Here is a 21,245-nt window from a genome sequence, read left to right as displayed (position 1 = left end):
CATTACTAAATTTTGAAAAATTTTTCATTTTCGGATAACTCAAGAATTACACAGTCTTTATACTTTTCAAAAGTATCATTATCTATTTTGTCTGCAAGCATAGATAGGATTTCATAACCTTCAATTTTTTGAGCTAACTCAAATATTTTTTTAATTTGATTTTTATCGATATCTTCAATACTGTCATGAAAAATAAAATTAGGTCTATGAATATTTAGAGTATTTAAAATTGTGATATAAGCTAGGTCGAAAGAAATTACTTCAGCTTTTTTCTTTCCACCTTCTGGATTAGCATTATTATTAATGAATAATTTAAGAATACCTTTTTTCTCATCATATTCATAATCTAAACTAATTTTTTCATGATATAAAAAATAATAATTATTACTAAATTCAATATTTAATTTTTTAATAAAGTTTTCGACAGTATTAAAGCTCTTAGCAACCTCAATACTAAGTTTATAAAGTTTAACTTCAGCAGAATTTTTATCTGTTTCAGCCTTTATTTGCTGTTCAATAAGTCCCTCAAGTTTTCCAATCTCAGTACGTAGCTGAGATAGCTCCTTAATTTTTTTACTCAATAACTCAAGATTTTCATTTGAGGTTAATTCTCGCATTAATGTATTTTTAGTAGATTGAATGTGATCTATATTCTCGTTAAGTGTGAGCAATCGATTTCTAAGTATAGGTAATTCTCTGCCGATAAATGTTTGTTTTTTATCAAGTAGATTATTGTGAAAGTCTATGACTTCGGACAAATCAAGTAGAGCTTTATCTAAAGCAATGCCTGCATACGCATAGATATCATTTAATTCCTCTAAAAGTTGATTTTTAGGATGCTCATTTAAAATTAGAATGGTTTTTTCGATATTATCAATCTTACGTTCAATATGTAAGATATCCGTATTATAGTTATTTTCTCTGACTTGCAATTCAGTTAATTCATTAAGTGGACTCGATGAATCTTGGTCATAACTAAAAGTAACGATTTGTTCTTCTATAGTTTTAGATTGAGCATATAGATTTGTCAAATTTGATTTAGGATTTTGTTCCTTTACTAAATATTTAACACTAGCAAGATTTTTAGATCTTTTATTTAATAGATTAGAGGCTTCTTTTTTTTCTGATAATAGTTGAGTATTTGAGAAGCCAAATAAGTATAAAAAAACTTCTGAAAAAAGTGCATCATTTGTATACGCATCTTGAAATTTCAAAGTGTGTAGCATTTTATGCGTATCGTTTCTAATAAATTTTGAAATTATTGATCTCAAAGTAGGTTTTTGGGACTCGATACTAAAAAATTCTGACTTTATGAATTTTTCATAATTTGTTTTGGATGTTCGGTTGTTATTAATGAAATATGTGTCTTTTTCATTTTTTAATATTCTTGAAATTTGTATATTTTGTTTTTTTTGATTTATATAGAATAAAGTAGCTGAAACTTCATTATTATTAAGAAATTCTAAAATTTCTATATTGTCTGTGCCGAATTCGTAATCTCTATATAACTGCTCAATCTTTCCAAGAAATAGGCAGTCAACTACTTTGGATAATGTGGTTTTACCAACACCATTGCCTGTATTGGCTGATTTCTCTGATTTGTTTAATACAAGGTTTAAACCCTTTTTAAAAGGAATTTCCCTAATAGTTTCGCCATTTTTAGAAATAACTAATTTTAAGATTTGCATATAAAAACCTGGTTTTCTCTAATATTTATGGCTTTTATCATATAAAGCCAATCTAAACTTAAAATGATGTGGTCTAGCGAAAGATTAAAGTTTTTTTGAAAATATTCAAATAAACTATCTATAGTACAACACTGATTTTTTTGACTTAAATAAATTAAAATTTTAGCACCAATAGTTAGTATGTTAATTTCTGGATTTGTACCAACTTCCGGAATCATGGAATAGGATTCTCCATAATAATGCATTCAATAAACGCATGTGCTACGACAACTTTAATACCGATATCGATAGCTTCGTGATTTAAATTACAGTTATTAGATTCGACTGATAAGTTTTTTAGTTTAAGAATGATATAATCAATAATATCATCTGAATTTTCTCTAATTTTATTAATATCAATTACATCTGAACATATATAATCAATTTCTAGTTCATCTAATACTTCAAAATATAGATTCTGAAGATTCTCTAGAATAATTGTTTTACCATTAATAATCTGCTGGTCAATGTCTATGAAAGATTCTTCAATTTGTAGAGAGTAATTTTGATAAGTTTGAACTATATTTTGACGTGCCTTCAGATTATTGTATTCAATTTTAATAATTGTATCTGCAGATGGTCTTCTTCTTTTTGCTTGGAATGTCCGTGGTTTTTTAGTTAACGTATTTAAGAGTTCATTAATAGCTGAACCTATTAATAATTCAGGGTTGGTTGAGAAATAAGTGTTTCCTATCTGTTTAGAGATAGTTACCTTATTTTTAATATTTTCTTGTGGGGCAGGTAGGTTCATATTTATTTAAAGTGTATTCCACCTTTATTTTTTTCTACGTAAGCATTGTTTTTGCCAATTTGATTAATTTCATTATTATCAACTTCTTGCGTTAGTGTTTGAATCGTTTTCTCTAAACTCATATTGGCTATTGTAAGTGCTTTTTTAGTCCGCATAGCCCAGATAGTAAGTAGTAAACTTAAAATAGTAGCTATCCAAGCAATTGTGATACCTATGTCTGACTTTACAAATGCAATTATTATATCCATAAAAAAATCCCCTCAATAATGAAGGGATTTTAGCTTATTTTTTAGATATTTAACAACACATTAAAGCGCTGCAATCTGCTCCATATTCGCTTTAATCTTCGCTAACTGGTCAGCAAACTCAGCAAGTTTTACTTTCTCGCCTTCAACTACAGCAGCAGGCGCTTTCGCCACAAAACCTTCGTTAGAAAGTTTAGTCGCAATTTGGTCATGCTGTTTTTGAACCTTGTCTAAGTCTTTTTGTAGACGACCCAATTCCGCTTTAGGATCAATTAAGCCCTTCATTGGAACAAATACAGATACGTGACCTACGACAGATGAAGAAGACAATGGTGGTTGTTCAGCATCTGAAAGGAAAGTAATGCTTTCAACTTTAGCCAATGCTTTAAACAATGGTTCAATACGAGCGATTTGCGCTTTTTCAGCATCAGTCGTGTTTTGAAGAAGAACAGGCAACAAGCGAGCATTACCTAGACCCATCTCACCACGAATATTACGTACCGCACCAATCAAACCTTGCAGCCATTGCATATCTGCTTCAGCTTGTTCGTTGATTTTCGCTTCATCCGCAACAGGGTACTGAGCCAACATGATTGTTTCGCCAGAAATGTTCAGTTTCGGCGCAAGCGTTTGCCAAATTTCTTCTGTTAGGTAAGGCATCAACGGATGAGCCAAACGTAAAGATGCTTCCATTACAGCAAGAAGAACACGACGTACTTCAGCTTTACGCTCAACTGATACGTTTTCATCATTTAGAACAGGCTTAGTCAGCTCTACATACCAGTCACAGTATTCATTCCAAATGAACTCGTAAATCGCTTGTGCAGCCAAGTCTAAACGGTAAGTCGCAAATGCTGTTTGCACCGCTTGTTCCGCTTTTTGCAGACGGCTAACAATCCACTGTTCAGGCAATTCCCAAAGGTCTTGACGAGCATCGATACCAATCACTTGCTCTTCGCAGTTCATCATCACGAAACGGGTAGCGTTCCAGATTTTGTTAGCAAAGTTACGGTAACCTTCAACACGTTTCATGTCGAACTTGATGTCACGACCTGTGTTTGCAAGCGCACAGAATGTGAAACGTACAGCGTCCGTGCCGTAAGATTGAATACCTTCAGGGAATTCTTTACGGGTTGATTTTTCAATCTTCGCTGCTTGTTTCGGGTTCATCAAACCTGTCGTACGTTTTTGTACTAAAGTTTCAAGATCAACACCGTCAATCAAGTCTAATGGGTCAAGCACGTTGCCCTTAGATTTAGACATCTTCTGACCTTCGCCATCACGTACCAAACCGTGAACGTACACTGTTTTGAACGGAACTTGCGGTGTGCCATCTTCATTTTTCATGAAGTGCATGGTCATCATGATCATGCGGGCAACCCAGAAGAAGATAATGTCGAAACCTGTTACCAGTACATCAGTCGGGTGGAAAGTATTTAAGAAATAGTTTTCTTTATCTTTCGCAGCGTCGCCAGTCCAACCTAAAGTTGAGAATGTCCAAAGACCAGAAGAGAACCATGTATCAAGCACGTCTTCGTCTTGTTTCAATTCAACTTCAGGTGCAATGCCGTTTTTCGCACGAACTTCAGCTTCATCACGACCTACAAATACGTTACCTTCAGCATCGTACCAAGCTGGGATACGGTGACCCCACCACAATTGACGTGAGATACACCAGTCTTGAATGTTGTTCATCCAAGCCATGTACATGTTGCTGTATTGCTCAGGAACGAATTTAATTTCGCCATCTTTAACCGCTTTAATTGCAGGCTCAGCAAGTGGTGCAATTTTTACATACCATTGGTCAGTCAGTAATGGTTCAACGATCACACCTGAACGGTCACCGCGAGGTGGCTTCAAGGTATATGGTTGAATTTGGTCTAACCAGCCTTCAGCTTCCGCTTGAGCAACCAATTTTTTACGTGCTTCAAAACGTTCTAAACCAATGTAATCCGCAGGTGCAGGAATGGTTTTAGAAATTTGCTCGCCCGCTTTTGCGATGTATTCAAACTCAGCCAACACTTCAGCATTTTTGTTGAAGATGTTGATGATTGGAAGTTCACAGCGTTTGCCCACTTCATAGTCATTGAAGTCGTGCGCAGGGGTGATTTTCACACAGCCTGTACCAAATTCTTTGTCTACATATTCGTCTTTTACGATAGGAACAGCACGGCCTGTAATAGGTAGGATGATGTTTTTGCCTACAAGCGCTGCATAGCGTTCATCATCAAGCGCAACCGCAACAGCTGTATCGCCAAGCAATGTTTCAGGACGTGTTGTCGCCACAACAATGTGATCTTTGCCGTCATGGGTACGAAGTGACTTATCTTCAAAGAAATATTTGAAGTGCCAAAGTGAACCTGCTTCTTCTTTATCAGACTCAACTTCTAAGTCAGAAAGGGCAGTTTGTAGTTTAGGGTCCCAGTTTACAAGGCGTTTACCACGGTAAATTAAGCCTTCTTCATGTAGCTTAACAAATACTTCTTTAACCGCGTTAGAAAGACCCTCGTCCATGGTGAAGCGTTCACGTGACCAGTCTACAGATGAGCCTAGACGACGAATTTGACGGGTAATGTTCCCGCCAGATTGTTCTTTCCATTCCCACACTTTTTCGATGAACTTTTCACGGCCTAGGTCGTGACGGCTGATGCCTTCAGCACCCAATTGACGTTCAACAACCATTTGCGTTGCGATACCTGCATGGTCGGTACCCGGCTGCCAAAGAGTGTTTTTGCCAGACATGCGGTTATAACGAGTCAACGCATCCATAATGGCATTGTTGAAACCATGACCCATATGCAAGCTACCAGTGACGTTTGGTGGCGGAATCATAATACAGAATGAATCACCTTTTTGAGATGGCTTGAAGTAGCCTCTCTCTTCCCAAGTCTTGTACCATTTTTTTTCGATCTCGGTCGGATCGTAGGTCGTAGCAATATTTTGCGCTGAATCAGTCATAGTCTAAACAGATCAAAAGTGGATAAAAAATTAGATCTATTGTAGCAAAAAAAATGGTGAATTAGGGATGTTGGGCGAATGTTAACTTTTAGGATTTGGCAGTAAATAAAAGAGTCCGTATGATAGGACCTAAGATAAGAAGTATCCATTGATCCCAAAACTAAGATAAAAGGAGCAATATCAAATGACTTATTCTATTTCTTTAAAGATTCAACCTACGACATATCAACGTTTTGAGACGATTCATCAAAAACTCAATGCAGGTGAAACAGAAAGTCAGTCCAAAGCCTTAGGGGATAATTTAGCGGATATTGCATGTGAAATTTTAGATCAAGTTTTTGGCCAAATGGCGCGCATGAATAAGTCTGGAGACAATGAATCTGAAAAAATTATTCAGCAAATACGTGAAACGACCCGTAAATATATGCCGTGGTCGGTGTCTTTTTTCAGCAATGACCGCCTTGTATCGATGGTAAATTATTTATATGGACGTTTTTACAGCGAAGATGGTCAGCATTATATGCATTATCCGATCGATGCCTCTTTAGCCACCGACTTGCTTGCCTATGTTAGTCAAATGAAAGAAGGGCAGAATCAATATGTCCCACTCGCATTGAAGGCATTTACACAAGTGGTCGATGCCGGGGTGACGCATTTGGTGCGAGAACCGAAAAAAATGCTGAAATTTAACATGGTGGTGGATAAAACTTTAACCGGTGTCATCAATCTCACCACGCAACTCGGTTATAAACGTTTTGATAAACTCGGCAAAATTTATGATGCACAATCGATGAGTCAGTACTTTGACCATTTTATGGTGTTTTTGAACAATGAGCCTGTACTACGTAAAGCATAAAATATATATAAATGAATAAATTAGTTATTTAAAAGGATGTCAAAATGGCAAAACGTGATGATTTGAACGGAAAAGTGGTATGGATTACTGGGGCATCTTCAGGTTTGGGTGAAGCTTTAGCAAAAGAATGTGCTTTGCAAGGGGCGCAGGTTATTTTGACCGCACGTCGTTTTGAAGAGTTGGAAAAAGTCCGTGTTTCATTATTACATCCAGATCAGCATCTTTCAGTGTGTGCAGACATTACCAATGAAGAACAAGTTCGCCATGCTTATGAACAAGTCCTTGCGCATAAAGGCCGAATTGATTGGCTAATCAATAATGCGGGATTGAGTCAGCGTGCATTGATCACGGATACGACTATGCAAACTGAACGTGCCATCATGGAAGTAGATTATTTTTCGCAAGTCTATTTAACCAAAACCGTTTTACCGACATTTTTAGCACAAAAGTCTGGTCGAATTGCTTTTGTTTCAAGTGTTGCAGGCTTATTAGGGACACAATACCGCGCGACCTATTCTGCTGCAAAAGCTGCTATTCATATGTGGGCAAACAGTTTACGTGCGGAAGTTGCGGATCAAGGGGTGGGCGTATCGGTGATATTCCCCGGATTTGTCAAAACCAATGTTTCATTTAATGCACTCAATGGTGCCGGCAAGCCACAAGGGCATCAGGATGAAGCCATTGAAAATGGTCTAGAAGCCAATGAGTTTGCCGAAACGGTGGTGCAATCTTTGCAACGTGGGGAAGAATACATCGTGGTGGGTGGTTCTAAAGAAAAGCTCGGTGTTTGGGTATCTCGATTATCACCGACAACGTTATATAAAATGATTCGTAAAACCAAAGTGAAGTAAATTTTATCAAGTTTAAATAGTTTAAAAGTCACTCTTAACAGTGACTTTTTTAATGAGTAACGAGATTATAAGAAATGAAAAAGAATAATTTTAACAAATGGGGAATAGCCATCATTTTGTGCGCAATCATTGGTGCAATCGGTACAGTGGCATATTTTTATTTTAAACAGAAAACTCAAAAAATTGAGCAGAAGTCAACGCTCGAAAAGCCTGAAAAAGAAATAGGAACTGTATCAGAACCAGTTATTGAATCTGTTGAGATTGAACCTAAAGTTGAAGCGGCGAGTGCAGAAGTTGTTATGCGAGGACCAAATGAGGGGTGGTTACCGATCGAAGCACTGTTTGATGAAAAAGGATTATTGAAGTCTGAGTATTACAGTCAAAATCCTCAAGATTCAGATGTTGATAAATTACCTTATAGCTCGAATAAAATTGGTGATTTTAAATGGCGAGCTGAATTTCATCCTGTTGATGATTTTAAAGGCGATCAGGCTAGATTCAAAGATCAATGTTTTGGATATTGTGTTTTAGTGAAAGGTAAGTTGCTGACCAGTGTTGAATCGACTGTATTTACGGGAGCATTTATTGCGAAAGATCATTTGATCGAAGTGATTGCACATAAGGGGAGTGGCGCATATATGCCTGTCAACTATAGCTTTATCAAAATCGACAAAGCTGGTAATGCAGAGTTAATCTCAGATGATCATAATTCTTACAAAGATCAATTGGCTCGTATCAATCATTCGGGACTCGAGATTGACTTAAAACCATTTAGAAAACTTCAATATTTTCTTCTAATGAATGAAAATGGTTTAAATGTGTCGATGCAAAAACCCAATAAGGTGGATGTCGAACCGACTCAGTGTAAAGAGTATTACGAAGGAACATTAGAGGCATGTCCAACTTTATATGGATGTAAAGCTGACATTGTGGTGCAAGATCTGGCACGTGCTTATGCTGGAGATGTTGCATTTAGTTATCATGATCCAAATATTGATGAAAAGAAATTTAATGAAGTTTGTTTTAAAGTTTGTCGCAATGAAAATGTGAGTTATGAAGAGTTTGAAAACACATTGTGTAAAGTAAATTAAATAGTAAAAAATGAATAGGGGAGAAGTAGAGAGATCAGATGTCTCTCTTTTGAATTGCTGTTCCATACGCAAAGACTTCGACCATGCCGCCTTGCATACCCAGCTCAGTGGTGCTTAAACGCAGGCCCATAATTTGCGTTGCGCCCATCTTTTCAGCTTCTTGCTTTAAACGCACCACGGCTTCACGACGTGCCCGATCGACGATGCTTTCATAACTGGTTAAACGTCCGCCAAAGAAGTTCTGAATATTGGCAATCACATATTTAAAATAATCATGTGAAATCACTACATTACTTGAAATCAGTTGTCCGAAATGTTCAGTAGTTTTAAAACGGTTGTTGTCTATTTGAATATGCGCCAATCGCTTTTCTTGAGCTTCGAGTTCTTTGAGATGTTTTTGTTCGATATGGCGACCAAAGCCCCAACCAATACAAAAGAGCACCACAAAGATCAGGACTTTAAAAATAAAGGCATCCATGACTTAGTCCTGAGTTGGAAATGGGTCTGGTAGTTTTGCTGAGTTGGCTTCTACGCAAACTGCCGTGCCATACACAAATAATTCAGAGGCGCCTTGAGCAATATTTGAGGTTGAAAAACGGATACCGACGATCGCATTCGCGCCTAAGGCACGTGCTTTGTCAATCATACGGCTCATAGCTTCTTGACGGGATTCTTCGAGTAGTTCTGTATAACCTTTAAGTTCACCACCCACGATATTTTTTAGGCCAGCCATAAAGTCACGACCAACATGTTTACTGCGGACAGTACTGCCATAAACGACATCAAGTTGTTGTGTAATGGTATGACCCGGAACAGATTCAAGATTACTTAAAAGCATTTTTAGTTATCAATATAAAAAGGTGAATTGAAGATAGGAAACTCTTTAGCAAAAAGCAATATCTTCATTTTTATTTTGTAGCTCCGATCTAAAAATGAAAAAGCCCACCGAAGTGAGCTTTTCAAATATTACGGGCTAGGCTAACTCAAATTATTGTTTTGATGCAGCTTTACGCTCAGCAGTAGAAGGTTGGTATTGCACAGCATCAGAAGTGTTGGCTTTGATACCACCACCAAGTGTTTTATACAATTCAACTTGGTTGTTGAGATTTGCTTGTTCAAGCAACAACAAACCTTGCTCAGCTGCATAAGATGCACGCTGCGCATCCAGTACAGTTAAGTAGCTATCAATACCAGCACGGAAGCGGGCATTTGATAGTTTGTAAGTTGTATTGGTTGCATCAACTAAACGGCGCTGTGCTGCAATACGGTCACCAATGTTTTGGCGAACTGCAAGCGCATCATTCACTTCACGGAAAGCTGACTGAACTGATTTTTCATAATCAGACAATGCAATTTTCTGGTCAGTTTCAGAAACTTTAATATTGGCCTGACGTGTACCCCAGTCGAAGATTGGAATATCTAGGCTAGGGCCAGCAGACCATACAAAGTTGCCTGATTTAAATAGATCACCTAAGTCCGTTGAAGCATAACCCGCAGAACCTGTCAGGCTAATCGTAGGGAACAGACGTGCTTTAGCTGCACCAATGTTCGCACCGGCAGCAGACAGTTTATATTCAGCTGCACGGACATCTGGACGGTTGTTCAACAAGTCACTTGGAATACCTGAACCAATGGTATTGGTCGAAGTAATTCGATTGACACGTTGGTTCGGCAGCAAGTTCGCAGGTACTTGTTGACCCACTAATAGGTTCAATAAGTTTTGCGCTTGAGCAATTTGAGTCTTGTAGTTTGCAACATCATTACGTGCAGTTTCTACAGAAATTTGAGCCTGACGAACAGGAACTTCACTGTCAATACCGACATCAAAACGCTTTTTGTTGAGGTTGTAAGATTCAAGCTGAGCTTTTAAGGTTTGATCCGCAAGCTTCAAGTTCGAATTGGCATACGCGTAGTTTAACCATGCTTGAGCCACTTGACCGATCAACGCAATTTGTGTTGCATCACGGGCACTTGCAGTTGCAAGGTAACTGTCCAAAGCATTGTCTTTTAAGCTACGTACACGACCCCAAAAATCAAGTTCATAGGCAGTGACACCTAAACCGACATTATAAGAGGTGATAGGCTTTTGTGTATTCAACGTGTCTTGACGAAGTACACTACCACTTGCACCAATGGTTGGTAATTGACCATTGGCAGTGATTTGATACTGTTGCTGTGCACGTTCAATATTTAAAGCAGCCGTACGTAGGTCACGGTTATTGGCTAAAGCTAAGTCAAGAACTTGTACCAGACGTTGGTCAGCAAAGAAATCTTTATATCCTTGTTCAGCAACAGAAGTACCAGAAGCACTTGCTGTGTAGCTTTCGGGGATATTGGTCTGAACAACCGGCTCTGGACCACGCATGCTTTGGCAGGCAGCCAAAGCAAGCGCAAGTGAAGAAACCGCAATGCTACGACCTGCAATAGACCATACATTTTGCATCACGATAAATGCTCCTGATTATTTTGTTGTTTTGGTTTGTACTTAAAGATACTTCGGATCCATACATAGAACACAGGAATAAAGAAGATACCAAGTAGGGTAGAACTGATTACGCCACCCAATACACCATAACCTACGGAGTGCTGACTACCTGCACCTGCACCCGAAGAAAGTGCAAGCGGAAGTACACCAAAACCAAAGGCTAAAGTGGTCATGATAATTGGACGTAGACGCATTTTAGCGGCATGCAATGTTGCGTCAAACAGATCTTCACCTTTTTCTTGAAGTTCTTTGGCGAATTCTACGATCAAGATCGCATTCTTCGCGGACAAACCAATGACGGCAATAATAGCCACCTGGAAGTAAATGTTATTCGCCAAGTTTGGATTTTTGAAGAACACCATTCCAAGGAAAGTCAGTAATAACGCACCCAATACACCTAATGGTACAACCAGTAATACTGAGAACGGAATAGACCAGCTTTCATACAAGGCAGCAAGACATAGGAAGACGATTAACAATGAAAGTGCGTATAGGAATGGTGCTTGTGCGCCAGACTCACGTTCTTCTAGAGATAAACCAGTCCATTCATAGTCAAAGCCTTGAACGCCCATCGAAGGAAGTTTTTGTACAATTTCTTCCATCGCTTTCATCGCATCGCCCGAACTTACACCCACACCCGGTGAACCTTGAATGTTCACAGATGCGATACCGTTATAACGTTCAAGACGCGGTGAACCATAAGTCCATTCACCAGTAGCGAATGTCGAGAATGGAACCATTGTGCCTTGGTTGTTACGGACATACCACTGGCTCAGGTCTTCAGGCATCATACGTGCCGCAGCTTCACCTTGTACATAGACTTTCTTCACACGACCACGGTCAACGAAGTCATTGATGTAAGAACCACCCCATGCCATACCCATTGTGGTGTTAATCTCAGAAATACTCACACCCATTGCACCAGCTTGAGCTTGGTCAATCGTGATTTTGTACTGTGGCGTATCTTCTTGACCGTTAGGACGAACACCCATGAGGCGTTTATCTTGAGCAGCCATACCGAGCACCATATTACGGGCATCGATAAGTTGTTGATGGGTTTGACCTGCAGAAGCTTTTAACTGCAAGTTGAAGCCGGCAGTTACACCCAATTCAGGCATTGCTGGTAATTGGATTGGCATGATGTATGAAGCATCCTTCACGATCATGTTCAATGCCATACCACGTTGAATAATCGCACCCACTTGAGATTCAGGTGATGTACGGTCTTCCCAATCTTTTAACTTGATGAATGCAAGACCTGCGTTTTGACCTACACCTGTGAACGAGAAACCGGCAACACTGAATACAGAATCGACATATTTTTCTTCGTTTTTCAGGAAGTAATCGGTCATTGCAGTGACAGTTTTATCCGTACGCTCAAGTGAGGCATTCGGTGGTAACTGTACCAGTGTCATTACAACACCTTGGTCTTCTTCAGGTAAGAATGATGATGGTAACTTTTGGAATAAAAGCACTAATAACCCGATTACAACTGCATAAATCACACCAGAGAAAATCTTGTGGTGTGTCATGAAGTTCACGCCGCCTTGGTATTTATGCGCAACTTTATCAAAAGAGCTGTTAAACCAACGGAAGAAACGGGCAAAGATATTGTTGCTTTCTGGTTTGTTTGGATCATGTTGTTTCAACATGGTCGCACATAGGGCAGGGGTAAAGGTCAATGCCACAATCAATGACAGAATCATTGCTGTTACCAGCGTGATTGAGAACTGACGATAAATTACACCTGTCGTACCACCGAAGAATGCCATCGGCACGAATACAGCGGTTAACACAGAGGTAATACCGATAAGGGCACCCGAGATCTGTTTCATTGAGATTTCAGTTGCAGTCACTGGGTCAAGATGATCTTCAACCATGACACGTTCAACGTTCTCTACGACAACAATAGCATCATCCACGAGGAGACCAATCGCCAGTACCATCGCGAACATGGTGAGTGTGTTGATCGAGAAACCAAACATGTTAATGACAGCAAAAGTACCCAATACCACTACAGGTACAGCCAATGTCGGAATAATCGTTGCGCGCCAGTTCTGTAAGAATAAGAACATCACAAAGAATACGAGAATCACGGCTTCTACAAGGGTATGTACAACACTTTCAATCGATAACTTAATGAATGGAGTCGTATCAAATGCAAGCGTGTCTTCTAAACCTTCAGGGTAGTTTGGACGTAGTTCTTTTAAACGTGCTTCAACAGCTTCGGCTGTATCTAATGCGTTTGCACCAGTTGCTAGTTTGATCGCTACACCACCAGCAGGTTTGTTGTTGAACTTAGAGTCGAACTGATAGTTGTCAGCACCTAATTCAACACGTGCAACATCACCTAAACGTACCTGAGCACCATCACTACTGTTACGCAGGAAAATGTTTTTAAACTGCTCTGGTGTTTGCAACAAACTTTGTGCTGTAACTGTCGCGTTCAGTACTTGACCTTCAGTTGCAGGCGCACCGCCTAACTGACCAACAGCAACCTGAGCATTCTGTGTACGGATAGCCGCAGCCACATCACTTGGTGTAACTTTCAGGTTTGCCATTTTGGCTGGATCTAGCCAAATACGCATCGCATAAGAACCACCAAATACTTGGACTTCACCTACACCTGCCACACGGCTGAGAGGTTCAGAAATATTCGAGTTTACATAGTCCTTAATGTCGTCCGCAGTCAACTTGCCCGACGGTGAGTGGAATGCTACAACTTGTAGGAAGCTTGCGCCAGATTTGGTGACTTTTACACCTTGACGCTGTACATCTTCAGGTAATAGCGCTGTCGCAGACTGGAGTTTGTTTTGGACTTGAACTTGGGCGATATCTGGATCGATCCCTTGTTCAAAGTTCAATGTAATAGATGCCTGACCGTTACCCGCACTGTTTGACGAAATATAACGTAAGCCATCCAAACCATTCATTTGTTGTTCAATGATTTGGGTTACGGTGTTTTCAACTGTTTCTGCAGATGCACCAGGGTAAGTCGCAGAGATTGAAACCGTTGGCGGCGCAATGGTCGGATACTGTGCAATTGGCATATTTGATAGCGTGAGTACACCCGCCAACATAATCACCAATGCAATCACCCATGCAAAAATGGGGCGATGAATAAAGAATTGAGCCATTCAGTCTACTCCCTATGCGTTTGAAGTAGCTTTTTGTTCAGTTTTAGGCGCTGCTTGTTCTGCGGCTTTAGCATCTGGCTTTGCTGCAGCAGGTTGTTGCGCACCTTGAGGTGCAGCAGCCTGAGGTTGATACGGTTTGGCTACAACTTGTTGTTCTGGCTTAACTTTCGCAATGCCGTCAACAATCACTTTATCGCCAGTGTTTAAGCCTTGAGTAACGATCCAATTCGAACCTTGCGTACCAACAGTGGTTACAGGACGAGATTCAACAGCACCTTTTGCATTTACAATCATTGCAATCGCTTGACCTGTAGGGGTACGCGTAATGGCAGCTTGTGGAATCAGGTAAGCATTTGGAATCACACCTTGAACGATGCGAGCATTGGCAAACATACCCGGAAGTAATAAATGATTCGGGTTAGAAAAAACAGCACGAAGTGTAACCGTACCTGTATCTGGGTTTACACTCGCATCAGAAAATGCAAGACGACCTTCAATTGGGTATTCGCTACCATCTTCAAGACGTAATTTCACTTTGGTGTTATTACTGCTGTCTAAGTTGCCTTGGCTTAATTGTTGACGTAAGCGAAGAAGTTCAGCACTTGATTGGTTAATGTCAACGTACATTGGATCAAGACGTTGAATTGTTACCAATGGATCAGCTTGAGATGCAGTAACTAATGCACCAGCAGTCACAGTTGAACGGTTTGTTTGACCCGAAATTGGCGCACGTACAGTTGAATAACCTAAATTAATTTCTGCATTTTTAAGTTCTGCCTGAGATGCAGCAACGTCTGCTTCAGCCAGTTTAACTTGAGCAACAATATCGTCGTATTCTTGTTTTGAAATCGCATTTGAGCCAACAAGCTGACGGTAGCGACCTTCTTTAACACGTAACACGCCTAAATTTGCTTGTTGACGTCTTAAAGCAGCACGAGCACTGTCAGCTGAAGCACGGTTTGTACGCGAGTCGATCTCGTACAAGGCTTGTCCTTCTCGAACATAGCTACCTTCTGCAAATAGACGTTTCAGTACTACACCACTGGTTTGTGGACGTACTTCTGAAATTTCATAGGCAGATGTACGGCCTGAAAGTTCAACAGATTGTTCAACGCTTTGCGGTTGGGCAACAATGACACCGACTTCAGTTGGTGGCATTTGCTGTGCAGCAGCAGCTTGCTGTGCATCTTTAGGATCTTTGCTACAACCAACAAGTGCAATACTTGTTGCCAATGCGCAAGCAGTCAGGGCGGGAGCCCAAAGCTTTGCAGACATCATTGTTCCACCTCAATTAGATATTTATCTAAATTATTCATTTGTTTACGCTTTACTGATTTTGATGTAACTCAAATAAAGTAGCGCGATCCAAATAAAACTTATGCTCCAACCGGATAAGACATCTGTCGGAAAATGAACCCCAACATATACTCGCGAAACACCCATACACAGCATCCATAACAATGCCAAAATGGTGATCAAGCGATGTTGAGCATGTTGTCGGTAAATCAAGATCATCAGACACGCAAGCGATGCAGCATAACAACTGTGTGCGCTTGGGAATGAACTCCCGTAAGACACTACAAGATGGTACATTTCTGGGGGACGCGGTCTGGTGAACGTAAATTTAAGCAACCATGCAAGGCCGATACTTCCAAAGATCCCTATACTGATAAAAACAATCTCTGTGTATTTTTTATACCACGCAAAGTGTAAACACCATAGCGTGGTGAAAAATAATACAAAAGGCATGCCCCCTAGCGCCGAAAGTCCGATGGCAATTTGATTAAAAACAGCAATACGGTGCTGACTCATCCATTCCACGATACTCAAATCTAATAGATTTAAATGGCTAGAATAAAGCGACAACACACTGATAATTAATGCAAAAAAACCAACAAACAGTAGCGTTCGTGGCATATTTTATTCCTTGTCATTTTAACCGGTTTGAGCTCGGTTAATTAATGGACTAAAGTGTACTCATCAGTACACTTTATTTCAAGTATGTGTAAATCATACTGATTTTATTTTTTGCGTTCATTCACATCTTACTAAAATAAAACACAAATCTGCTAATGATTGTTCTTGCTGGCTTGTGTGCCATCTTCAACTTCAAGTGGGGTTTTCGGTGGCCAGAAAAAATCACTTGGTCGCGTTAGAAAATGAGTCATCACCAGTTTAGCCAGTGGTTTCCATTGTTCAAATCTTACGCGACGTGCCCGTAGTGCCACAATAATGGTTAACGTGAAACTGACGAATAAGTTGGTAAGACCGATCAGAATAACCCCTAAGAATGACACAATGATTAAGCCAATGTCTGGTGAACCATTAATATTGATGAGGCCTTGAATGAAGTTGGCCGAGGCGAAGGCGATATGGCGAATATCTAAAGGTAAACCAAAAATAAATCCAATTGTTCCCATACTGCCCAGCATGATCCCGAATAAGAAGTTACCTGCTAAAGCACCTAAGTTTCGCTCAATGTAAGCGGCAAGCTTATCCAGTCTCTCTTGACCCATGATGCGTTTTAACTTTGGATGTGCTTGAATCCGTGGTCCAACTTTGCGATAGATCGCCATGTTGTCAAAGTACCCAGCAAGCAAACCTGATAAAAACAAACATACTCCAGCTATCGCAGCATGTGGCACAGCCAGTGAGGTAAATGGATTGAGGTCGTGTAAGGTTTTAGCTGCTTTTGCATGATTCATTAATGGCTCATGTAAAGCCATGTCCCAACTTAATGCGATCAATGCTGCAACAGGAATCGCAATACTGATGTTGCCTAAGATTGCAATAAACTGGGTTCGAATGATATTAATAATCAGCGCGGCAAGCTCGGCAATCTGCGCCATTTTCGAGCCTTTACGATGCTGAACCGTCGAGGCAAGGGCGGCAGCTGTCATCGCAGGCTGTTTAGTGGCAACAGTAAAATGTAAGACATGAATCAGCATAAAGCCGAAAGAGTAGTTCAGACTATATGAAATGGCTTGCATGAGCGGTGCCATGCTGACACGGGCCATCAGCACTTTTAAAGTTGCCATACATGCAATGATCACACCGGCACCTGCCGCAGATCGGTACATGCTCATAAAGCCTTGTTTGTCCGTACTTACATAGTGTTCGCCAGTTTTACTTGCGTTTTCGGTGACTTGTAGGGCAACCAATTCACTATTGGTGGCGAGCAAATCGCGCACACTGCGTTCGCTATAAATCGCTGACGTCACATCACTGAGTAAACTCCCCATAGACACATAGCGGACATCATCTTCTTCAACAATCAGGTTGAGTAAGATTTCTAAGCGATCTAAACACTGTTCTAAAAGCGACAATAAGTAAGTCAGGCTGACACTTACGCCAATTCGTTTGGTCGCACGCCGAATCTTCAGCACCACATCACGACATTGTTCCAGCATTACCAACGCTTGAGAAGCATCTGGCGGTAGCACAGCACTCATTTCTTCAGCACTTTGATGGAGCTTTTTATACTGCTGAATAAAATCATTTATTTCACGGTTTTGCACCAAAAAAGGTGATTCATATTCAGTCAGTTCAGGCTGTGCATTAATAAATTCAGGATATAAGCCAATACCACTTACCCGATAGGACAAAACGGTAATGGCTTTAATTAACTCACGGCGAATTTTCTTTTTTTCTTCCTGATTGCTATGACCTTGATTAAATAGTCGAAAGAGCTGCATCCATTGCTGATCATCAATACTGTCCAGCCAATATTTGTCGCTATGACGATAAAAAACTCGACGGACTAAATCTTGTAATTGAGTTTCGTCATTGATCAGAGGAAGAAAATGTGCGCCAAGCCGTTGGAACAGTTGTCCCCAGAAACCATCGAGAGACAAAATACCCGTGTCCGCATATAAACTGGTTTGTTTATATCGGCTAATGAGCTTTAGGACAAAACTTTGCAGGGTAGAGGCTGCATCTGGCGTGATGAGTAAAGCTTGGATGAAAGCCTGAAATTTTTTCTTAATTTCGTCGGTATTTTTTGTATCTTCTGGTCGAATTCGGTTGACCAATTCGATCAGCAAGTTTTCATCCAGCACAGCCCGAGGGGTATCGAGCTGTTGCTGCATGGTCAAAAAGATATCATTGAGTTTTATATGCATAGGCAAGGGGAATTACGATGAATATTGTTAATTATTGAATTCGGTGTAATGCCAAGTTTGCGAGGTTGATTAAAGCTTGACGATATTCAGTATCTGGTAGCGCTGCTAAAGCGGCTAGTGCTGCCTCAGTTTCTTCAGTCGCTCGTTGGCTACAATAATCAAGTGCCCCAGAGCTTTGTACAATCTGAATAACACGCTCTAAATCTGCCGTACCACCTGTGGCAATACTGCGGCGAATAATGTCATGTTCTTCGCCAGTGGTATTCTTTAAGGCAGAGATTAAAGGTAAAGTTGGTTTACCTTCCATTAAATCATCACCAATATTTTTACCTAATGTTTCAGCGTCTGAGGTGTAATCTAAAATATCGTCAATAATCTGAAAGGCATTTCCAAAGTGTCCGGCAAATTTTCTAAGCGGTTCACGGTACTCTGGTGTACCCGTCAAAATCGCGGCACCTTCGGTAGCGAGCTCAAATAAACGTGATGTTTTGCCGTGAATAATATCTAAATAGGTTTGTTCAGTAGTTTCAGGTTGGTGCTGTGATTGAAGTTGTAAAACTTCACCTTCAGCAATTTCACAGGTACCTGTTGAAAAGTCTTTGAGTAATACTTTGCTGTCTAGATCCACCAATAAATCAAAAGCGCGAGAAATCAAAAAATCACCCACTAGTACGGCAGTTTGATTATTCCATGTCGCATTTGCGGTTGGGCGACCACGGCGTAATCCCGATTCATCGACTACGTCGTCATGAACCAAGGTTGCGGTATGTAGCATTTCAATAATTGCTGCAAGTTTACGGTGTTTTTCTAAATCTTCTGCGCCACATGCCTTTGCTGCAAGTAAGCACATAATGGGACGCATGCGTTTACCGCCTGCTTCAACTACATGTTTACTGACTGCCATGACCAAGGCAACTTTAGACGTGATCCCTTCATTAATAAATTTGTCCATCGCAGCAAAGTCAGTAGCAACAGGCGCGAGAATATCTTGCTTAAAGTCGATGGTCATATGAAGAGAAACCTCAATAATTTTTGAATTACAGACGTAGTGTAGCAATTTGTTATATGAATAACAGATAAGAACTTACTCAATTGACTTAATCTTAAGTGATTTTTTTCATCAAGCGGAAGTATTGTACTTATTTTTTAACAGACTTTTATCTTTAGCATGTTGTTTGAACAGCATGTTGTTGATGTCAGTCCAGAGTATATTAGCGAATCGTTGCTAAAAATCTATGTCAAACCTTGCAAAAAAACATGGTAAGTGAAATAGATCACTCATTTTAATACTTTTAATGACACTGTTTATATAATAAACGCATACTCATCTAATATTTTACGGAAATGACTTGTTGTTTTTCGGGTTATCCCTTAAAATCTTTGCCTTTGCGAAACCCCAGTGACGATCGTTTTAAGATCGGTATATCCCTTTACCGGCACGACAACACGGGCATGTTTGGAGTACTTAAATGTACGCAGTAATCCAAAGCGGTGGTAAACAACACCGTGTAGTTGAGGGTGAAACCCTTAAAGTAGAATTATTGAAAGCTGAAACTGGCTCAACTGTTACTTTTGATGACGTGTTGATGCTTGTTAACGGTGACAGCATTCAAATTGGTGCACCAGTAGTAGCTGGCGCTAAAGTAACTGCTGAAGTAGTTAGCCATGGTCGTCACGACAAAATCCGCATCATCAAAATGCGTCGTCGTAAACACTATCGTAAACAACAAGGTCACCGTCAATGGTTCACTGAGTTGAAAATTACAGCTATTTCAGGCTAATTACGAGGAGTAAGTAGACATGGCAACTAAAAAAGCCGGTGGTTCGACTAAAAACGGTCGTGACTCGAACCCAAAAATGTTGGGTGTTAAAATCTACGGCGGTCAATCTGTGACTGCTGGTAACATCATCGTTCGTCAACGTGGTACTGAATTCCACGCTGGTGTAAATGTAGGTATGGGCCGTGACCATACTTTATTTGCAACTGCTGACGGCGTTGTGAAATTCGAAGTGAAAGGCCAATTCGGTCGTCGCTACGTATCTGTTGAAGCGTAAGCTTGAATAGAAAAAAACCCGCATTTTTGCGGGTTTTTTTTTCGTCTGAATAAAATGTGAGGTATTTTTTAGATTGTTACAAACGTTATATGTATCAATAAATCACTATAAATAGTGATTTAAATCACAAAACATAAAGGGCGTAATAGAGGAGTACAAATACAAAAAAAGGATAGGGACATGAATAAAATATTGAATACAGTTTTTATCGGTGCTGACTATCAGAAAAGGAATTGTCCTGATAAAAGCCAACAAATTGAATTTGAAAAGACACTAGGACTTGGTGAAACAACTTCAATCGCTATTAAAGCTGTACCAAAATTACTTGCTGTGAGTATTTTGCTTTCTCTAGGTTCAATTGCATGGGCTGGTGGAATGGCTCGTTATACCTGAGCATACTTGTAATCGTTGCAATAGTGGAATTCCTGGCCCAGAAGGGCCAATAGGTCCTCAAGGTCCTGCTGGTGAAAAAGGCGATACAGGAGCAACAGGTGCTACTGGTAAAGATGGACTCAATGGCCGAGACGGCATCGATGGTAAGGATGGGTTGAACGGTCTGAATGGCAGCAATGGTCTAGATGGTGCAAGTGCTTATCAAGTTGCGGTGAGCAATGGTTATGAAGGCAATGAAGACCAATGGTTAGAAAGTCTACGTGGTGCAGTTGGCGCACAAGGACTAACTGGTGAAAATGGTTTCAGTGCATATGAACTTACGATAAAAAATGGATTTGTAGGTACTGAAGTGAACTGGTTATTGAGCTTAAAAGGAACAGATCCGTACATTAAAATACAATCAAACGTTGCTAATACCGCACCTAAACCAACTGCGAATGGACAAAATGCGATTGCAGTTGGTGCAGGTAATAAAGCTGATGGCAATCAGTCTACTGCCCTCGGTGTAAACAATACAGTCAGTGGTGATGGATCTGGTGCTGTAGGTTCAAACAGTCACAGGTAATAATACCTAT

General features: G+C 40.1%; 20 protein-coding genes. 7 read left to right on the top strand and 13 right to left on the bottom strand.

The features are described from left to right. Positions 1 to 5: 5 nt before the first annotated feature. The 5 genes from FTU02_RS05500 to FTU02_RS05480 are packed head-to-tail and all read right to left on the bottom strand — an operon-like array spanning position 6 to position 5,681. Entirely contained in the window at positions 6 to 1,688 is a 1,683-nt protein-coding gene (locus tag FTU02_RS05500; protein ID WP_180156222.1) for a DUF2326 domain-containing protein, read from the bottom strand. Then, a complete protein-coding gene (locus FTU02_RS05495; RefSeq protein WP_180156220.1) occupies positions 1,676 to 1,906 on the bottom strand; it encodes an ABC-three component system middle component 6 in 231 nt (76 codons plus the stop codon). The genes FTU02_RS05500 and FTU02_RS05495 overlap by 13 nt, the downstream gene beginning before the upstream one ends. Further along, positions 1,903 to 2,478, bottom strand: coding sequence for a hypothetical protein (locus FTU02_RS05490; protein ID WP_180156218.1), 576 nt, complete (start codon positions 2,476 to 2,478; stop codon positions 1,903 to 1,905). The genes FTU02_RS05495 and FTU02_RS05490 overlap by 4 nt, the downstream gene beginning before the upstream one ends. Before the next feature lie 2 nt (positions 2,479 to 2,480). After that, positions 2,481 to 2,726 carry a hypothetical protein gene (locus FTU02_RS05485; RefSeq protein WP_180156216.1) on the bottom strand — a complete coding sequence of 82 codons (246 nt, stop codon included), beginning with the start codon at positions 2,724 to 2,726 and terminating at the stop codon, positions 2,481 to 2,483. 60 nt (positions 2,727 to 2,786) lie between these two features. Further along, positions 2,787 to 5,681 (bottom strand): valine--tRNA ligase, encoded by a 2,895-nt coding sequence (locus FTU02_RS05480; protein WP_180156214.1) that lies wholly within the window; start codon positions 5,679 to 5,681, stop codon positions 2,787 to 2,789. A 184-nt stretch (positions 5,682 to 5,865) separates the two neighbouring features. Here FTU02_RS05480 and FTU02_RS05475 point away from each other — a divergent pair, with 184 nt between their 5' ends. From FTU02_RS05475 to FTU02_RS05465, 3 genes are all read left to right on the top strand, one after another. Then, complete coding sequence (locus FTU02_RS05475; RefSeq protein WP_180156211.1) at positions 5,866 to 6,537, top strand: hypothetical protein; 672 nt, start codon at positions 5,866 to 5,868, stop codon at positions 6,535 to 6,537. Between the two features lie 44 nt (positions 6,538 to 6,581). Continuing rightward, positions 6,582 to 7,388 (top strand): SDR family oxidoreductase, encoded by an 807-nt coding sequence (locus tag FTU02_RS05470; protein ID WP_078191399.1) that lies wholly within the window; start codon positions 6,582 to 6,584, stop codon positions 7,386 to 7,388. A 74-nt stretch (positions 7,389 to 7,462) separates the two neighbouring features. Further along, positions 7,463 to 8,479: a hypothetical protein gene (locus FTU02_RS05465; protein ID WP_180132969.1), complete on the top strand. Its 1,017-nt coding sequence runs from the start codon at positions 7,463 to 7,465 to the stop codon at positions 8,477 to 8,479. Between the two features lie 34 nt (positions 8,480 to 8,513). On the opposite strand, the gene FTU02_RS05460 is transcribed toward FTU02_RS05465, so the two are convergent. The 8 genes from FTU02_RS05460 to sdsA form a co-directional block, all read right to left on the bottom strand. Then, positions 8,514 to 8,957, bottom strand: coding sequence for a YbjQ family protein (locus FTU02_RS05460; RefSeq protein ID WP_180156209.1), 444 nt, complete (start codon positions 8,955 to 8,957; stop codon positions 8,514 to 8,516). Between the two features lie 3 nt (positions 8,958 to 8,960). Next, positions 8,961 to 9,317, bottom strand: coding sequence for a YbjQ family protein (locus tag FTU02_RS05455; protein ID WP_180156207.1), 357 nt, complete (start codon positions 9,315 to 9,317; stop codon positions 8,961 to 8,963). A gap of 150 nt (positions 9,318 to 9,467) precedes the next feature. Continuing rightward, entirely contained in the window at positions 9,468 to 10,922 is a 1,455-nt protein-coding gene (gene adeK, locus FTU02_RS05450) for a multidrug efflux RND transporter AdeIJK outer membrane channel subunit AdeK (RefSeq protein ID WP_180021981.1), read from the bottom strand. Next, positions 10,922 to 14,101, bottom strand: coding sequence for an efflux RND transporter permease subunit (locus FTU02_RS05445; RefSeq protein WP_111885287.1), 3,180 nt, complete (start codon positions 14,099 to 14,101; stop codon positions 10,922 to 10,924). The genes adeK and FTU02_RS05445 overlap by 1 nt, the downstream gene beginning before the upstream one ends. A gap of 12 nt (positions 14,102 to 14,113) precedes the next feature. Beyond that, complete coding sequence (locus FTU02_RS05440) at positions 14,114 to 15,379, bottom strand: efflux RND transporter periplasmic adaptor subunit (protein WP_180156205.1); 1,266 nt, start codon at positions 15,377 to 15,379, stop codon at positions 14,114 to 14,116. A 42-nt stretch (positions 15,380 to 15,421) separates the two neighbouring features. Continuing rightward, complete coding sequence (locus FTU02_RS05435; protein ID WP_180156203.1) at positions 15,422 to 16,018, bottom strand: phosphatase PAP2 family protein; 597 nt, start codon at positions 16,016 to 16,018, stop codon at positions 15,422 to 15,424. A gap of 152 nt (positions 16,019 to 16,170) precedes the next feature. Further along, on the bottom strand, positions 16,171 to 18,222 hold the full coding sequence (locus FTU02_RS05430) for a site-specific recombinase (RefSeq protein ID WP_078192207.1): 2,052 nt from the start codon (positions 18,220 to 18,222) through the stop codon (positions 16,171 to 16,173). Positions 18,223 to 18,253: 31 nt separating this feature from the next. After that, positions 18,254 to 19,231, bottom strand: a complete 978-nt coding sequence (gene sdsA, locus FTU02_RS05425) for an All-trans-nonaprenyl-diphosphate synthase (protein ID WP_078191391.1) — start codon at positions 19,229 to 19,231, stop codon at positions 18,254 to 18,256. Between the two features lie 460 nt (positions 19,232 to 19,691). Here sdsA and rplU point away from each other — a divergent pair, with 460 nt between their 5' ends. The 4 genes from rplU (at position 19,692) to FTU02_RS16445 (ending at position 21,235) form a co-directional block, all read left to right on the top strand. Then, positions 19,692 to 20,003: a 50S ribosomal protein L21 gene (rplU, locus tag FTU02_RS05420; RefSeq protein ID WP_078191390.1), complete on the top strand. Its 312-nt coding sequence runs from the start codon at positions 19,692 to 19,694 to the stop codon at positions 20,001 to 20,003. A gap of 19 nt (positions 20,004 to 20,022) precedes the next feature. After that, positions 20,023 to 20,277, top strand: coding sequence for a 50S ribosomal protein L27 (rpmA, locus tag FTU02_RS05415; RefSeq protein WP_067764378.1), 255 nt, complete (start codon positions 20,023 to 20,025; stop codon positions 20,275 to 20,277). Between the two features lie 180 nt (positions 20,278 to 20,457). Further along, positions 20,458 to 20,670 (top strand): hypothetical protein, encoded by a 213-nt coding sequence (locus FTU02_RS05410; RefSeq protein ID WP_180156201.1) that lies wholly within the window; start codon positions 20,458 to 20,460, stop codon positions 20,668 to 20,670. Beyond that, positions 20,648 to 21,235: a hypothetical protein gene (locus FTU02_RS16445; RefSeq protein WP_180156199.1), complete on the top strand. Its 588-nt coding sequence runs from the start codon at positions 20,648 to 20,650 to the stop codon at positions 21,233 to 21,235. Before FTU02_RS05410 ends, FTU02_RS16445 begins: the two co-directional genes overlap by 23 nt. The last annotated feature ends 10 nt before the right edge of the window (positions 21,236 to 21,245 follow it).

The sequence above is a fragment of the Acinetobacter sp. YH12045 genome (assembly GCF_013419925.1).
Classification (GTDB): domain Bacteria; phylum Pseudomonadota; class Gammaproteobacteria; order Pseudomonadales; family Moraxellaceae; genus Acinetobacter; species Acinetobacter amyesii.
The sequence above is the reverse complement of the archived record's forward strand: the minus strand, read 5'-3'. Positions and strand labels throughout refer to the sequence as shown.

Bases quoted from the DNA above. Each gene is read 5' to 3' on its own strand.
- FTU02_RS05500 (WP_180156222.1), bottom strand. From the start codon at position 1,688: ATGCAAATCTTAAAATTAGTTATTTCTAAAAATGGCGAAACTATTAGG.
- FTU02_RS05495 (WP_180156220.1), bottom strand. From the start codon at position 1,906: ATGATTCCGGAAGTTGGTACAAATCCAGAAATTAACATACTAACTATT.
- FTU02_RS05490 (WP_180156218.1), bottom strand. From the start codon at position 2,478: ATGAACCTACCTGCCCCACAAGAAAATATTAAAAATAAGGTAACTATC.
- FTU02_RS05485 (WP_180156216.1), bottom strand. From the start codon at position 2,726: ATGGATATAATAATTGCATTTGTAAAGTCAGACATAGGTATCACAATT.
- FTU02_RS05480 (WP_180156214.1), bottom strand. From the start codon at position 5,681: ATGACTGATTCAGCGCAAAATATTGCTACGACCTACGATCCGACCGAG.
- FTU02_RS05475 (WP_180156211.1), top strand. From the start codon at position 5,866: ATGACTTATTCTATTTCTTTAAAGATTCAACCTACGACATATCAACGT.
- FTU02_RS05470 (WP_078191399.1), top strand. From the start codon at position 6,582: ATGGCAAAACGTGATGATTTGAACGGAAAAGTGGTATGGATTACTGGG.
- FTU02_RS05465 (WP_180132969.1), top strand. From the start codon at position 7,463: ATGAAAAAGAATAATTTTAACAAATGGGGAATAGCCATCATTTTGTGC.
- FTU02_RS05460 (WP_180156209.1), bottom strand. From the start codon at position 8,957: ATGGATGCCTTTATTTTTAAAGTCCTGATCTTTGTGGTGCTCTTTTGT.
- FTU02_RS05455 (WP_180156207.1), bottom strand. From the start codon at position 9,317: ATGCTTTTAAGTAATCTTGAATCTGTTCCGGGTCATACCATTACACAA.
- adeK (WP_180021981.1), bottom strand. From the start codon at position 10,922: ATGCAAAATGTATGGTCTATTGCAGGTCGTAGCATTGCGGTTTCTTCA.
- FTU02_RS05445 (WP_111885287.1), bottom strand. From the start codon at position 14,101: ATGGCTCAATTCTTTATTCATCGCCCCATTTTTGCATGGGTGATTGCA.
- FTU02_RS05440 (WP_180156205.1), bottom strand. From the start codon at position 15,379: ATGATGTCTGCAAAGCTTTGGGCTCCCGCCCTGACTGCTTGCGCATTG.
- FTU02_RS05435 (WP_180156203.1), bottom strand. From the start codon at position 16,018: ATGCCACGAACGCTACTGTTTGTTGGTTTTTTTGCATTAATTATCAGT.
- FTU02_RS05430 (WP_078192207.1), bottom strand. From the start codon at position 18,222: ATGCATATAAAACTCAATGATATCTTTTTGACCATGCAGCAACAGCTC.
- sdsA (WP_078191391.1), bottom strand. From the start codon at position 19,231: ATGACCATCGACTTTAAGCAAGATATTCTCGCGCCTGTTGCTACTGAC.
- rplU (WP_078191390.1), top strand. From the start codon at position 19,692: ATGTACGCAGTAATCCAAAGCGGTGGTAAACAACACCGTGTAGTTGAG.
- rpmA (WP_067764378.1), top strand. From the start codon at position 20,023: ATGGCAACTAAAAAAGCCGGTGGTTCGACTAAAAACGGTCGTGACTCG.
- FTU02_RS05410 (WP_180156201.1), top strand. From the start codon at position 20,458: ATGAATAAAATATTGAATACAGTTTTTATCGGTGCTGACTATCAGAAA.